A 16,325-nucleotide genomic window follows, 5' to 3' on the forward strand; every position below is an offset into this window, starting at 1 on the left:
TTAGAATATAAACTGTTGTTTTTAAGTGCAATAGACTAAAATAATGAGAGAGGATATATTTAATCATGGAATCGGTTTGTGTGTGTGTGGATTTACATCTACCATTTCATATGAAATGGTACTGGCCAGCTGATGGTTATCGCATACCTGAGATTTCGACCTATTTTGATCAGGAGAGAATCTTTACTGATTTTCAGCGTATGGCAGTAAACATTAGGAGAACGAACAAGGTATTGGAGAGATCTATTGCTAATGGAGCGGCCTATACTCTGAATCTTTCGGGAACATTTCTTGATCAGTGTCCATGGGACCCAGAAGTCCTGAATTCATTTAAAGAGTTGACAGATACCGGAAATGTTTCATTTGCTGCATCTACCTATTATCACTCTCTAAGTGCTCTTTATCCTGACCTCACAGATTTTAAGGAGCAGGTATGGATGCATATGAAAAAGGTATCGGAGCTCTTTGGTGTCACTCCTTTAGCTTTCGTGAATCCTGAATTGATGATATCTGGAAATACTGGAGGCGTGCTCAAAAAGCTGGGTTTGAAATGCATGATAGCAGAAGGAGCTAAAAACCTGCTTCATGCAGATGTGCCTTCAAGAGTATATTCTGATGATATGCCAACACTGCTTCGTCACATAGATCTAAGCGAGGACATCAGCAAGCGTTTCTGCGACAAATCATGGGAGGAATATCCATTGATAGCTGACAAGTTCGCTTCCTGGATAGAGCGCATTGAAGGCGATGTTATCACTCTTTACCTGGATTACGGTTCAATAGCCTGGAACGAGAGCAAAGCAGGGGGCATGTTCCAGTTTCTGGCAGATCTTCCGTTGAGCCTTGAAGAAAGAGGTATCAGCATGATCAAGCCTGAAGATGCAGTGAGCAGATTTGATAAAGTAAAGCTGGATACGCTGAAAACCGAGTCTGCAGCTCGGTATGGAATGGAGAGCCTGCTTGGAAATCATGCACAGCATTTCTATCTGAAGGAACTTGAGATAATAGGGCAAGAACTAAGGGAACATCCCGATGCTTCAGATAATCCTCATATGCGTCATATGTTCGGATATCTGCAGCAGAGTGATATTTTCCTGGATATGAACACTGTCAACATAACAGGGTATGAAAGAGCAGTAAATAACTTATCCATTTTGTCTGATTTCAGAAGGGCTATTTTGGAGGGGAGTGCATGAAGTCGGTCTGCTTTTACTTTGAAGTCCATCAACCATATCGGTTAAGATGGTTCTGGCCGGATGAACACAGGGGTTTTGACAGATATTTTGATAGCAAGGCTAACAGGGATATATTTGAGAAGGTATCGCGTAAATGTTATCTTCCTACCAACAAAGCCATGCTTGACCTTATTGATGAATACGGCGGAAAGTTCAAGATAAGTCTCTCAGTCACAGGTACGTTGCTTAGCCAGTGTGAGAAGTGGGGCAAAGATGTGCTGGAAACCTTTAAACAGCTGGCAGATACAGGATGTGTAGAATTCCTGGAAGAAACGAATTACCATTCTCTGGCAGGTTTGTTCGATGATCGGGAAGAGTTCAGGGAACAGACACTTGAACACCGGGAAAACATGAAGACGCTTCTTGGAGTAGAACCCCAAGTCTTCCGCAATACTGAATTGCTTTATAATAACAGCCTTGCTGCCACGGTTGAAGAACTGGGATACAAAGCGATACTCACTGAAGGTACCGAACATCTTCTTGGCCGCAGGTCACCGAACTATGTGTATCGTGCAAAGGGCTCAGACATCAAAGTACTTCTCCGTAATTACAAACTTAGCGATGACATCGGTTACAGATTCTCTTCAAGATGGTGGCCGGAATATCCTCTCACTGCAGAAAAATGGGCCAGCTGGGCTTCACTTACTCCTGGAAATACCTTGAACATTTTTATGGACTATGAGACCTTTGGTGAGCATCAGTGGGAGGAAACAGGCATCTTCAAATTCCTGAAAGCATTACCTGCAGAGGTCTTAGACAGGAAGTTGGCTTTCCGTACTCCTTCTGAAATTATCAGCAGATATGATCCCGTAGATGATATCGATGTCGGAGATTTTTCCACTATCTCCTGGGCGGACAGCGAACGCGATACCAGTGCATGGCTGGGTAACGATATGCAAAGAAGATGCTTTGAAGATGTCAAGATGCTAGGTCCTTATGTGTACAAAACTAAAGACCCGGAGATCATCAATATCTGGAAGCATCTGCTCACTTCAGATCATTTCTATTATATGTGTACCAAATGGCTTGGTGATGGTGATGTGCATTCGTATTTTAGCATTCATTCATCGCCATTTGATGCTGCTATCAATTACATGGCAGTTCTCATGGACTTTAAATCTATGGTATTCAGAAAATTGGACGCTCTAGATGCTGAAGCCCATGAATAATGGGAGAAAAGGGGGGTAACTATGGTACGGGATTTATACATGTTTTCCAGGGGCGATGAGAGTGCTCATGTGGTATGGTTCAGCATCAATTATCAGACAGATATGGGAGCTGAAGCTAACATCAACTCAGTGCTTAGTGAAATGGGAGTGAAATTAAAGTTTGCATACCTTGACAATACGGAACATGATGGACAAGGAAAGTATGTGCTTTTTACCGAGGTCAAGGAAAAGGTACAGATAGATACTATCAATGAAATGCTTCGCAAAATTAAAGGAATTACTGAGGTAGAATCCGGTATCTCTGGAAATCGTATGATACACTCAGTGGATTTTCCTCTGAATTTCTTGGGGGAAAGAGCCGTTATTGCAAGATCAAAGACTTTTCTGGATATCCTACGGATAATAAGGGAAAATGTGATCCAGCCCGATGGTCTGCTTCTTCTGAGTGGCCTTAAGGGTGGTATAGGTGCCGCAAAATATGTTAAGGGTATAATAAAGGCAGACGAAAGTAATTGTCTGGCCATACTAAGAGAACTATTCCTTGCATCCGGCTGGGGAAAACTGGAAATGGATTTTGACAGAGATAGTTACAATGGTAAGGTCATAGTAAGGGAATCTTTCATTGCAGATGCATACGGTCCCAGTGATCTTCCTGTATGTGGGTATATGAGCGGCTTCATTGCGGGTTATATGACAGAAATGATGGGCTACACTTTCCAGGTGCGTGAAGTTAGCTGTAAAAGCATGGGGTATGCAGTATGCGAACATATAGTTTCACCTGCTCCTGAAGGGGTAAAAATGGAACATATTATGAAAGAGGAGATCCAGTGATCAGGCAACCTAATGTAATACTGGGTAATGATAAAATTCTTGTTACTATGGGTAAGAAGGGCGAATTATTCGGTTTTTTTTATCCTCGCCGGGATTATGCCCAACATGTGGAGGAATCACTTGCCTGCCTGCAAGTAGACAACCGACTTCTATGGACCAATAACCATGAATGGTATTCCACACAACATTACCTTGAAGATACGAATATCGTCATCACTGAACTTGTACATAGCAGTGGTATTAAGATAAATATCCGGGACTTTGCACACCAAACTGCATCTGTGATGGTGCGCAGATATACCATCAGTACAGAAAGGGATATCAGTGGTACATTTTTTTATTATTCCAATCTCTGTGTAGGAGAAATGCATAAAAAGAATTCAGCTTTCTGTGATCCGGAAATTCACCTGCTTACCCAGTACTGGCAGGATAACTATATTGGTCTAATAGCAAATCCTGCTTTTGAGCAGTGGCAGGTTGGCAAGGCAATGGATACTATATGGTGGACCAATGCCCGCTACGACATGGAAGACGGGAAACTGCACAGCAACAAGGAAGATATCGGTTATCTTAACACGGTTGTCGGGTGGGACCTTAAGCTTAAAGCAGGAGAGACAAAGGAGATAACAGTATTCATAGGAGCTGCTGCGAAAAGAACGCAGCTATACAAGATGATGCTGGAGGTTGTTCAGGAGCCAGTTAATTATATGCTTGAGAAATCAAGGGATGACTGGATACGCTGGCTTTCAAAAAAGAAGCTTCTAAAGCTGTCAGTGCTCAATGATATGACGGAAACCAAACAACAGATCAGAGAGGCTTTTAATCGTTCTCTTCTCACCCTTGACTTACTTAATGACCCTAAACATGGTTCTTTTGTGGCAGCTCCTGAGTTCGACCATGATTTTGAGATGTGTGGCGGTTACGGATACTGCTGGAACAGAGATGTTTCAGAAGTAGCAGTGGCATTGCTCAATGCAGGATATCCGGAATATTGTGAGAGGTTCTTCCATTGGTGCAGGCGTACACAGCTTTCCGATGGTTCCTGGTTCCAGCGGTACTGGCTTGACGGAAATACTGCTCCTTCATGGGGAAACTTTGATCATTCCACCCAGATAGACGAAACCGGAGCTACACTGTATGCCATGTACACATTTTACGATGGTCTGAAGGGGCTTCCTAAAGCGGAGTTCCTTGAAAATATCTGGATCACTGTTCTCACAGGTGCAGAGTATCTAATGAAACGCACACAAGAAGGTCTGCATGATTCCTGTCTGGATATATGGGAAACATATGCCGGTGTATTCAGTTATACTTCAGCTGCTATATATGCCGGCTTAAGGGGTGCTGCCTACATAGCAACAGTTTACAGTGAAAGGGGACTTGCATCACGCTGGCTTGAAAGGGCTGAACTTGTAAAAAGCAAGACCATAGAAAAAATGTGGCTTGAAGAGGGATATTTTGCAAAATGCATTGCTGATGGTAAGCTAGATACCACTGTGGATGCCAGTATGATCGGCACTTTCACACCATTCAATATGCTTTCTCCTAAAGACCCGCAGGAGAGGAAAATGATCTATTCAATGCTGAGCACCATAGAAAGCAGGCTTAGTGTGAATGTTAACGGATCTAATGGCATAAAAAGATACGAGAATGACAAATATATTGAAGGCAATCCGTGGGTAGTCACTACTTTATGGTTATCCAAGGCAATGCTGACTCTTGCAAATTCACTTCGCAACGAACCAAACAGCGAAAATGAGGTTTCAAGACTTGTACAGGGTTCCGTGAACTATATCAAATGGGCTCTGAAAGGAACAACAAGTGCCGGTATGCTTCCTGAACAGGTAGACAAGCAAAAAGGCCATCCTGCCTGGGCTATACCCTTAGGCTGGAGCTGTGCTTTGATGATCGATAATATACTTCTTCTCGAAAAACTATCGGAGGCAAAGGATGGAAAGATATGAAGGAACTCTATTCTCTGTTGTCAAGGATAGTCGCGGTGAACTGTGCCAAAAGGAATGGCTGATAACCAACGGATTAGGAGGATATGCTTCTTCGACCATTTCTTTTATGAACACCAGAAAATATCATGGTTTGCTGGTGGCGTCTATGGAGCCTCCTGTTGACAGAATGGTTCTTTTATCTTCTCTTGACGAAGAAATACATATAGGTAGCATTATTCACGAACTTTCCTGCCATAAATATCCGGATGTTGTCCATCCTCAGGGTTTCAGTTATATCCGGGAATTTGTTGATGGTCCCATACCATCATGGAAATATGATGTTGATGGTATTCAAATAGTTAAAACATTATTCATGGAACATGGGCAAAATACTGTTTTTATAAAGTACAATATTAATGTGCCTCCAGATAAAGGAATTTGCAGAATGCGTGTACATCCTCTTGCAAGCATGCGGGATTTCCATGAATTAACACGGCAGCACAATGGAATATCACAGGAATCATCCAGTTATGGAACTACAGTGATGGTCAGTTCCAGGGAAAAAAGCACGTTAAAACTACATCTTGTCTCAAATGCTGCTTACGTTCCTGCAAGCGATTGGTACTATAACTTTGAATATGCTGCTGAAATGGAAAGAGGCTATGATTATCATGAAGACTGTTTCCATCCCGGCTACTTTGAAGTGGACCTTGTGCAGGGGATCAATGAGATCTTTATAGTTGCTTCTAATGAAAAGATAATTAATATCTCTTTATCTTCTGTACGCAAGGTGTACGAAGCTGAAAATAAACGCATTTCCATGATCTGCCAGGGTTTAAACTATACAGATATTCTTCCCTCAAAGCTTGTTATGGCTGCAGACAGTTTCATTGTCATGCGCAATTCAACCGGAAAGCATTCTATTATTGCAGGTTATCCTTGGTTTTCGGACTGGGGAAGAGACACTATGATCTCATTACCGGGCCTTACACTTGTAACCGGCAGATATGAACTTGCTGCAAGCATACTTTCCACGTTTGCAGAGAATTGCAGGGATGGGCTTATCCCTAACAGGTTCCCCGATCACAGTGGTGATGATTATGCATATAACACAGTGGATGCATCTCTGTGGTTCATCAATGCATTATGGAAGTATCTTGAATATACCGATGATGTGCCTACTGTCAGGAAAATGTGGTCTACAGTGGATGATATAATTCGCAGCTATTCCAGAGGAACGAAATTTGGTATTAAAGCCGACACAGATGGTCTGCTATGTCATGATGGTCAACTGACGTGGATGGATATCAAAGTAGGTGATGTTGAGATCACACCTCGCAAAGGCAAGGCATGTGAGATCAATGCTTTGTGGTACAATGCGTTGGCCATTGCCTCAAAGATTGCTTTAAAGATTGGAATAGAAGACCAAAGTTTTGCAGAAAAGGCTGAAAAGGTACGCGGAAATTTTGAGAAAACGTTTTGGAATGAACAACAGGGCTGTCTTTTCGATTGTATTGGTTATGATCCACAAGGTAAAGAATACAATGATGGATCATTAAGACCGAATCAGATATTAGCGGTGTCATTACCTCATGGTATGCTCGATCAGGAGAAGGAAAAAAGCATTGTCAGAAAAGTGCAGCAGTATTTGCTGACACCCAGAGGCTTAAGGACACTGGCACCCTATGAATCGAACTATATTGGTAAATACGAAGGTAGTGTCCTTCAAAGAGATATGGCTTATCACAATGGAACTGTGTGGCCCTGGTTGTTGGGACCTTTTGTATCTGCCTACTGCAAGACAAAAGGTCATTCCTTAAGAAGCAGAATGTATGCAAAAGAGCTGCTGGACGGATTTATTCCTCATCTTGCAGAAGCAGGTATTGGGAGCATTTCAGAAATATTTGATGGCAATGAACCCCATATATCCAGAGGATGTGTGTCACAGGCATGGAGTGTGGCTGAGATCCTGCGTGCGTATTCTGAGGATGTGTTGGTTAAAAGGTGAAATAAGAACAGAAGCGTTCGAAGAAATGACAGAGCACCTAATTTGAATACCTCAATTTCCGGCTGTAGAAATCTTCAATTTTCCAATGAGATCTACATTGAAATTTATATTTAAATGTATACTGGTATTGTTGAAATATCAATTTTTAAGGCAAATCATATTGATTTCAATAGACTTTCTACATGACCAAAAATCTAACTGTACTGTCATTTCCAATTTACAATTCCTGCTCGTATACTCTTTCCACATGGGAACTTAAATAGGAACCAATGAATAAATATAATAGATAATACTTAATATAAGTGGTGAATGGGATGGGTAGCTTTGCAGATTCCTTTAAATGCATTGAAGATAAATTCGAAAAGGGTTTTAATTTATGTAAAAAAGGAAAAAAGGAAGAAGCAAATTGCTATTTCAATCAAGTTATAATTGATTGTACAAATGCACGTACTGAAAGTGCTCTAGAGAACGACATTGCTATTACATGGCTTTATGAAGGTCTTTCATATGGCCAACTCGGTCAAGATGAGTCAGCAGGATATGCATATAATAAAGCAAATGAACTTTTTAGAGAAATAATAAAATGTTGTGAGAATGATGCAAATTTCTGGTACTATTATGGTCGTAGTTTTCAAGGACTTAATAAAAACAAAGAAGCAATAGAGCATTTTGACAGAGCTTTAAAAATACAACCAGACTACTACATGGCATTGTACGAAAAAGGCCACATCTTCCACATACTTGGAAAGCGCACTGAAGCTTTCGAATCATTTACAGAACTAACAAAACTCAAACCAGATTTTGATCAAGGTTGGTGTGATAAAGGTATCATTCTTTATGAAACCAATAAATATAATGAAGCATTGCCTTTATTTGAAAAGGCTTTACAAATTAATGCTGAATATTCCGGGGCATGGTACTATAAAGGTCTTACTGATTATAATTTAAAGAATTATAAAGATGCAGAATTTGCCTTCCGTAAGGTCTTAGAAATTAATAACTTTAAAGACGCTGGTGCATGGTATTATAGAGGACTTTGTTTTCTTAAACAAGGGAAATCCGAAGATGCTTTGAAAAGTTTTGAACAAGCTACCATGATTTCACCTGAATATGAAATTTCGTGGTATGAATTAGGTTTAATTCAGCATAAGTTTGGAGAATATCACAAAGCAATAGAATCCTTTAAAAAAATAAAACCAAAAGGTTTTGGACAAAACTTGCTTTATATAAGATCGTTAATACAAAAAGGACTTGTACTTAGTAAAACTTTAGATGGATGGCACAAGTCAGTGGAAGTTTTTAATTTATGTTTAAAAACTATTGAAGAAGAATTTAAAGTAATACCGAATGCTGAATTGTGGTATTACAAAGGTCTTTGTCTTCAATACACTGAAAGAGATTGCATAACTGCATATGATAAAGCACTTGAAATAAATCCTCAATACGCATATGCTTGGAATAGCAAAGGTTTTTCACTTTTACAAAGCGGAAAAGTTAACGAAGCAAAGGATGCTTTTAGGAATACTATAAGTGTTCTTAATAGTGAACATGAATTTAATGAAAACGACGGGGACTTATGGTATTGCAAGGGGTTAGCCTTCCTTTATCTTGATGATTATGTTTCTTCAAGAGAAGCATTTCTTAAATCTTTAAGTATTTATCCAAAAGATCCAGATGCATTGAACAATATAGGCCTTTCCTATTATTTTAGTAATATGTATAAAGAAGCTATTAATGAATTCGACAAAGCAAGAGAAATCAATGATAAATTTACATATTGTTTAAATAATAAAGGTCTTGCACATTATGCTCTTGAAGAGTATGACCAAGCAATTGAAACTTTTGAAAGTGTCATAAAAATAGAAAATGATAATCTATTTTCTCTATATTATTTAGGTATTGTTAACTATTCCATATCTAATTATGATTTATCTATAAAATATTTTGATCAAGTACTTGCTATTAAACCAGATTATATTGATGCTATCTACAATAAGTCAATTGCTAAATTTGAGCTTGGAAGATATGATGAAGCATATGAATCTATCTGTAGGGTTATCAGTCAAATGAAACCTCAAGACTTAAATCGGTCGCGTTTTGAGGAACTCAGACTATTCTGTAAAAATAAACTTTATAGTTCCCGTGACATTTATGAGATGGGATTAAAATATCTTGAACAGGGAAAATATAATGAATCCCTGAATATTTTTGAAAAACTAATTAAGAAATATCCAGTGGACAGCGATGTATGGAATTGTAAGGGAATAGCATATTATATGATTGGTAAATATGATAAAAGTGGTTCCTCGTTTGAGAAGGCATTATCTATAGATCCAAATAATTATTATGCTAATATAAATTTAGCACAGCTTTTATTAAATGTAGGTTCTGTTGATGGTGCAAATAAAGTAATCAACCAACTCCTTGTCAAAAATCCAAATATGAATGAAGATAGTCAGGTTATGGATTTAATTGGAGAGATCAAAATTAAAGAACATGATTACAAAAATGCCATCATATATTTTGAAAAAGCTATTTCATCGGCTCCCTTCAATCTTAGGTTCTTTTTTTTACACTCATATACAAGATTTTTAATTTCTGAATTTGTACATGATTCTAAACAGAATAAAAGGTACGAAGAATTATTCTTACTCATATGTGATATGGAAAAATTGAATTTTACTGCAAACATAAAATATAATGCATATGCATTATATTTGCTTGGATGTTGTTACTATAAGATAAATGATTTACAAACAGCTATCTCAAAATTTGAACAATGTTTAAGATTAAAATCTGGAATTCCTGTTGAAGAGGCTGCTCGAAGAATATCAAATAATCTCTGGAATTCTCAAATAAAACCCTCTTTCTGGACATGGTGGTGGAACTCACCAATTAATCGCTGGCCTAAAAGATTAGTGTTTTTAGGAATTTCTCTCTTAATCTCTATCTTATTATTATTTCACCCTTTATTGTCAAAAAACTATACTTTATTACTAGACCTGAACAAAGCGGGGTCTTCTAGTGTTGTATATAGCTACATAAACTGGAATATATATATTCTTTCAATATTTTTATTAGTTTTTATTTTGCTATTTCCCTCGATAAAACGTATAAAAGGAACTGATGTTGAAATTGAATTACAAGCCCCACCTCTACCAATTGAGTTTAATCCATTAATGCCCACTTTTAATGAACCACTGTATAAAGTTAGTTTAAAAGAGTTGCAACTCCAGAATATAATCCAAATGGAGAAAAGGTATAAAGAACTTGGATCATAACTATATGAGATTTCAATGTCTCTACAAGCTTTTAGGAATACCCACAATTGATACGCAAAAACGAGTTAATGCAATTTTAGCCTGTAGAATCCTATATTCTCAAGGGATATTTCTATTTGAGATTTTGTCTAAAGGTACAAAATAGTTATTTCAAGCTGATGATGTTGATTACAATAGACATTCAAAAAGTATTAAACTGAAAAATAGCCCATTCTATTTAGTTGAATGCTACTGATAATGAATTATTATATACACTTGTGACCGTGATATATTTAATAAATGCAATAATAATTCGATATCAAAGATTGTACAAAAAACTATTAGATATTAAATACATTTTAACATTAAATGTTAATGCTTTTCTTTACTGTAAACCAGAACTGAGTACCCTTAGCGTCGGGGTTGTCTTCCACACCGACCCTGCCTCCATGCAGGTCTACAGTTCTCTTCACTATTGCAAGTCCAAGGCCGTGTCCTTTGATATCGCCAACATTAAGGCGTTTGAACCTCTGGAAGATGGAAGGTTTGTCAGAATCTGCGATTCCATCTCCGAAGTCAGTGAGCACCACTTTCCATTCTTTATTGGAATCATCAACTCTTATTCTGATCTTTCCTCCTTTAGAACCGTATTTTAAAGCGTTTGAAAGGAGGTTTGTAATAACACCACTTATAAGGGGATTTGCTTTTGCATAGTATGGACCACTTTCCTGATATTCTATTTTCAGACCAACTTTATGTATTTCGTAGTTGTATGCATCAATAGCTTCAAGGATCATAGAATTCAGATCCAGATCTATGAATTCTATCTCATCAACGCTCTCAAGCCGTGCAAGGTTAGCAGCACTGGTAATAGTATCCAGTATTTTAGAAATGCTATCTTGAATGATGCCAAGGTTGTGAAGCTTGTCTTTATCTGTTTCTTCACTTTCGAGTATTTCCGCAAATCCTTTAGCTACGCCTGCAGGATTGAGGATATCATGGCTCATGATATCAATGAACAGGTCCTTTAGTTCATTGGAACGTTTGAGGTTGCGGGCATATTCCTGCAGCCTGTTCTCTGCTTCTTTGCGGGATGTTATATCCCGCACAATGCAGACAATTCCTCCATTGTCAAGCCTTGTGAGCGATACTTCCTGGAAAAAGAATGTGCCATCCCTTTTCTTACCCCGGTTTTCTCCGGTCCATTTACCTTTTTCCAATAACTCCGGCAAGTATTGTGTTTTGAATATGTCAAAATCAACAGGATCGTATGTCAGCTCCCAGGTTTTGCCTATAAGCTGGGAACAGCACTCGTAGCCATACATCCTGGCATGTGCTTCATTTGTATACACATGCTCTCCTTTTTCATTAAGGATAGCCAGACCATCAGAAGCCGAATCCATTGCGATCTTCTGAATATTGATCAAAGATTCTGCTTTCTTTGCATCGGTTATATCTTCCCCGGAACTAAGTGTGCCAGTGATATTGCCAGCAGCATCACGCAGTGCCACATTGTTCCATCGGATTATTTTCTCAGTACCTTGTTTTGTGAGACATACATTTTCCACAACAACATTTCTGGAAGCAGAGGACGTTGTCACATCTTTAAAAATCTTCTCAGCTTCTTCTTTCAGATAAGCAGGTACAAAATACTCTATCCAGTTCTTTCCAATAACTTCTTCTTCAATATAGCCGAGGATTTCACAGCCTTTGTTGTTGATGAGCTTTACGTTCCTTTCATTATCAAGCACAAGGAACATCACACCTGCAACATCCAGATAGTTCTGTGCCTGATCCCTTTCTCTTACGATCTCATCCTGAAGTGCTTTAAGCCTTAAAAGAGAGTTAACACGGGTTTTGAGGGATACTCTATCAACTGGTTTTGTAAGAAAATCATCGGTTCCAACTTCTATTGCCCGTGCTCGATCATCACGGTTTGAGAGTGCAGTAACCATTATGATTGGAATATGTTCTGTATCCTTAGAACCTTTAAGGAGCTTACAAACCTCAAATCCGTTTATATCCGGCATCATTATGTCTAGCAGGATAAGATCGGGATTATTCTTGCGTGCACTTTCAATCGCTTCGAATCCATTGAAAGCAGTGATCACGTCATGTTCCGAATGCAGATAAGCTTCAAGCAGCTCTACATTGACTGGCTCATCATCTACAACAAGTATAGTGAACCGAGGTTTGGCATTGCTCATTATTTCCATCCAATTAATTAAAGAATTATTACTTTGCTCCTCGCTGTGTGAATCTCTCAAAAATCTAATACGATCTCATGCATTTAGATTTAATTGGGATTTACCAGCAGAGCAGATTATTTACACATTTATTTAATATTAATTATAGTATATATATTTAAGTACAGTCTTCTTGTACAGAAAAGAGGCTCTCTGGTTTGCAGTTTTCATATACCACAAAGTCCAGATTCATCATTCTAAAACAGGACTTATGCTTGAGCAATGGCATTTCTGGAAGGTCATTCCTATTGAGTTTCTCCCTGCCACTTTTCAGTCACTTATGTCTATGATGACGGATGCACACCTTCATAAGGTATAATAAATGAGAATGTTGAGCCTTTGCCGAGTTCACTTTCCACCCAGACATAACCTCCATGCAATTCCACAAACTTTTTCACGAGGGATAAACCCAGACCTGTCCCTTCATACTTACGGGTATTTGAAGAATCTATCTGTGTAAATGGATTGAATATTTTAAGCTGGTCTTCCTTAGAAATGCCTATACCATCATCTTTCACTTTGAATTTTGCCAGTTTTTCAGAAAGATTTCCTTCTACGTATACGTGACCATTCTCGTTTGTAAATTTTATTGCGTTGCTTGCAAGGTTGTACATGATCTGTCTGAATTTCAGCTTATCAGCTCGAATATTGTGCAGGTTTGGGTCTATGCTGATTTCCAGAGTAATATTTTTCTTCAATGCAAGAGGAGCTATAACTGAATTAATTTCATTTAGCACTTCAGCGACATTGAATTGCTCATATGTCATCTGCATTTTCCCGGCTTCTACTTTTGAAAGATCAAGGATGCCATTGATCAGGTCCAAAAGATGTTTTCCACTGGATGATACATTGTTCAAGTACTTTCGTTGTTTATCATTAAGTTCTCCATAAGCTTCTTCAAGAAGAAGTTCTGAAAAACCTATTATGGATGTAAGAGGTGTGCGTAGTTCGTGGCTCATATTAGCCAGGAACTCGCTCTTTGTACTATTTGCAGCTTCAGCACTTAGCTTTGCATTCAGAAGACTTTCTTTTTCCTGCTTCTGTGTGGTTATGTCTGAAAAAATATAGACAATGCCCATTAAGATATTTCTTTCGTTCTTTATGGAAGTACCTGTAATTGAAATTGGGATTCTCAGATCTTTCCTTAGCAATCCTATGTCTTCGCCTTCCCCACCTTTAAATGCTCCATCTTCCAGCACTTTAAAGACAAGATCATCAATCATTTTTCCATTTGCATAGGATACCTGTAATATTTCATTTAGCGGTTTTCCAAGAGCTTCAGATTCGTTCCATCCGGTGAGTATCTCAGCCATGTGGTTCAGATGCTTAATTGATCCTGACGTGTCTGTGACTATCACAGCATCAGCTATACTTTTCAGAGTAGCTGAGACCCATTCTTCCTTTTCCCTGAGCTCTTGCTCTGCACGATGCTTATATAGTGCAATTTCTATGTTCGTATAGAGATCTTTTTCTTCGAAAGGCTTTAATATGTAGCTATAAGGCTCTGCAATCTTCGCTCTTTTAAGCGTTTTCTCATCAGCATAGGCAGTGAGATATATTATTGGTATACCAAAGCGGGCGTGTATCTGAAAAGCTGCTTGTGTTCCATCCAGGTCTCCATCTATCATTATGTCCATTAGTACAAGATCAGGCTTTGTTTCTTCTGCCTTCTCAATGGCATCTTGTCCGGAAGATACTGCCGCTGTTACTATATATCCCAAATCCTCCAATCTATATTTGATGTCAAGAGCCGTTATTCTTTCATCTTCAACTACGAGGATTCTGGAGCCTTTCATGGTACATCACCGCTAAAGAAAAACGTTGCATCAATTGCTGATGTTTGTTGCAGCAGACGATAAGATGTAGCTGTATATATCTTTTTTTGAGAACAAATATTCTGAGGAGCTACATTTGGTATCAATTAGTTTACCTCATTGAGCATTTTATCGTTTGGGCGATAAATTGCAGGTTCATGTTCCCGACTATTTATACTTATTCTAATATAAATGAGTGTGACTAAATTGAAATATATATTCCTTCAATAAGTCGAATAAAAAGAAAAAGTATGAAGAGGAAATAAAAGAAAAGAGAATTATTTCTTGGCGACCTTTTCCTCTTTCAGAACCTTCTTCGCAATAATAAATACCACAAATGCAATAATTATGAAATTAATTACCTCTCCCAAAAATGCGCCCCAACTCAAAACAATAGGTCCAATAGCTATTGTTGCAGTTTGCCATGCGCCTCCGGGAACAAATGGAGTAATTATTGGCATAACAATGTTATCTACAAATGATTTTACAAGTGCTGTACCTGCAATACCCATAATAAAGGCGATAGCCAGTGGTATTACCTTATATTCATATAGAAATTCCTTAAATTCGCTTATAAGACCCATGCAAACCCTCCTTTTTAAAGATTAATATAAGTTGGGGGATTATAATATTTTAATATTACGCAACTCTGTGTGGATATTTAAGCAGAGCTGCTGAAAACAAAGAGTAACTTGTTTCTATGCATGCTGAAAATAGGAAATATGGGTACACTTAGAGTTTTGTGGTGTGCGAAACTTCAGCCATGAACCTCTCTAATATAGATTCAGGACACATATCTATAACAGGCACCTGTGCATTTCCGGGCTGTACTTTTATAACTATGACCCCACTCTTTATGTCTTCAAGTAACTGTTTAAGTCCTTCTGATGTGTTGGTGGTGTGTACTTCTTTTATCCCTGCTCCCTTTGCCATAGCTGCAAGGTCAGTATACAAGGATGTGGCTGTAGGTTCATCACCTGTGGAACCGTATGTGCCATTATCAATTATTATCAATAGATAATTTGGTGGGTGCTGGCTTGCTATGGTGGCAAGACTGCCTAAATTCATAAGTGTAGAGCCATCGCCTTCGATGGTTATTACACGTTTTTGGGGTTTAGCAAGGGATAAACCCAACCCAATGGATGACGCAAGTCCCATAGAACCTAACATATAGAAGTTACCCGGCATGTCACAGACATAATACAACTCCTTACAAGGGACGCCTATATTGCTAATCAGCAATGAGCCATCTTCTTTGGCTTTTTCTGCAATTACTTTGATAGCATCGATACGTATCATCATAACCTCCAGAAACCAATTTTGAGCAATACAGCTACAGGAGATCTCTTTTCCTGAGAGGTAAACACAGCTTCAACTATCATATCTTCTGCTTCCTGTTTTGAAGCTGGCACAAAAACTGGGATATCCATTGTTTTCAGCAAATCTGGGGTAAGTTCCCCCATGGGTACCTGTGCACAAACAGGCTCTCCTTCCACTCCTCTATGACTCATTATCATGAGCAAGGGTATTCCGTACAGTTTGTTAAGCGAAGCGAGGGCGTTAATGGAATTTCCAAGACCTGAATTTTGCATTAACATTGCAGTTCTCTTTCCACCCATATATGCTCCTGCACATACGCCTACTCCTTCTTCTTCTCTTGTGACCGGCACATGTATGATTTCCGGGTCGTTTTCGACCATTAATATAAGGTCTTTCAGGTTCACACAGGGTACACTGACCACTAAATCCACACCTGCTTCTTTCATGCCTCTGAGAACTGCTGCTGAAGGGCTGTTATCCATATCTGATCCTCAATTGT

General features: G+C 38.7%; 11 protein-coding genes. 6 read left to right on the plus strand and 5 right to left on the minus strand.

The window, feature by feature from the left end; all coding sequences use genetic code 11:
* The first annotated feature begins 86 nt into the window (after nt 1-86).
* From ACC612_RS12820 to ACC612_RS12845, 6 genes are all read left to right on the plus strand, one after another.
* Nucleotides 87-1,196 carry an alpha-amylase gene (locus ACC612_RS12820; protein WP_371854966.1) on the plus strand — a complete coding sequence of 370 codons (1,110 nt, stop codon included), beginning with the start codon at nt 87-89 and terminating at the stop codon, nt 1,194-1,196.
* Entirely contained in the window at nt 1,193-2,404 is a 1,212-nt protein-coding gene (locus ACC612_RS12825) for a glycoside hydrolase family 57 protein (RefSeq protein WP_371854967.1), read from the plus strand. Before ACC612_RS12820 ends, ACC612_RS12825 begins: the two co-directional genes overlap by 4 nt.
* A gap of 21 nt (nt 2,405-2,425) precedes the next feature.
* The gene (locus ACC612_RS12830) at nt 2,426-3,235 is read left to right on the plus strand and encodes a V4R domain-containing protein (protein ID WP_371854968.1); all 810 of its coding nucleotides are present in this window, start codon (nt 2,426-2,428) and stop codon (nt 3,233-3,235) included.
* Entirely contained in the window at nt 3,232-5,199 is a 1,968-nt protein-coding gene (locus tag ACC612_RS12835; RefSeq protein WP_371854969.1) for a glycoside hydrolase family 15 protein, read from the plus strand. The genes ACC612_RS12830 and ACC612_RS12835 overlap by 4 nt, the downstream gene beginning before the upstream one ends.
* Nucleotides 5,186-7,186, plus strand: coding sequence for an amylo-alpha-1,6-glucosidase (locus ACC612_RS12840; protein ID WP_371854970.1), 2,001 nt, complete (start codon nt 5,186-5,188; stop codon nt 7,184-7,186). Before ACC612_RS12835 ends, ACC612_RS12840 begins: the two co-directional genes overlap by 14 nt.
* Before the next feature lie 314 nt (nt 7,187-7,500).
* Entirely contained in the window at nt 7,501-10,467 is a 2,967-nt protein-coding gene (locus ACC612_RS12845; protein WP_371854971.1) for a tetratricopeptide repeat protein, read from the plus strand.
* A 344-nt stretch (nt 10,468-10,811) separates the two neighbouring features.
* Here ACC612_RS12845 and ACC612_RS12850 read toward each other — a convergent pair whose 3' ends face one another.
* The 5 genes from ACC612_RS12850 to comD form a co-directional block, all read right to left on the minus strand.
* Entirely contained in the window at nt 10,812-12,653 is a 1,842-nt protein-coding gene (locus tag ACC612_RS12850; protein WP_371854972.1) for a PAS domain S-box protein, read from the minus strand.
* Nucleotides 12,654-12,976: 323 nt separating this feature from the next.
* Complete coding sequence (locus ACC612_RS12855; RefSeq protein WP_371854973.1) at nt 12,977-14,488, minus strand: ATP-binding protein; 1,512 nt, start codon at nt 14,486-14,488, stop codon at nt 12,977-12,979.
* A 296-nt stretch (nt 14,489-14,784) separates the two neighbouring features.
* Nucleotides 14,785-15,090 carry an MscL family protein gene (locus ACC612_RS12860; RefSeq protein WP_371854974.1) on the minus strand — a complete coding sequence of 102 codons (306 nt, stop codon included), beginning with the start codon at nt 15,088-15,090 and terminating at the stop codon, nt 14,785-14,787.
* Between the two features lie 148 nt (nt 15,091-15,238).
* On the minus strand, nt 15,239-15,805 hold the full coding sequence (comE, locus tag ACC612_RS12865; protein WP_371854975.1) for a sulfopyruvate decarboxylase subunit beta: 567 nt from the start codon (nt 15,803-15,805) through the stop codon (nt 15,239-15,241).
* Nucleotides 15,805-16,308, minus strand: coding sequence for a sulfopyruvate decarboxylase subunit alpha (comD, locus tag ACC612_RS12870; RefSeq protein ID WP_371854976.1), 504 nt, complete (start codon nt 16,306-16,308; stop codon nt 15,805-15,807). The genes comE and comD overlap by 1 nt, the downstream gene beginning before the upstream one ends.
* Nucleotides 16,309-16,325: the final 17 nt, after the last annotated feature.

Origin of the sequence: Methanomethylovorans sp. (genome assembly GCF_041447285.1) — an archaeon.
Lineage (GTDB): Archaea > Halobacteriota > Methanosarcinia > Methanosarcinales > Methanosarcinaceae > Methanomethylovorans.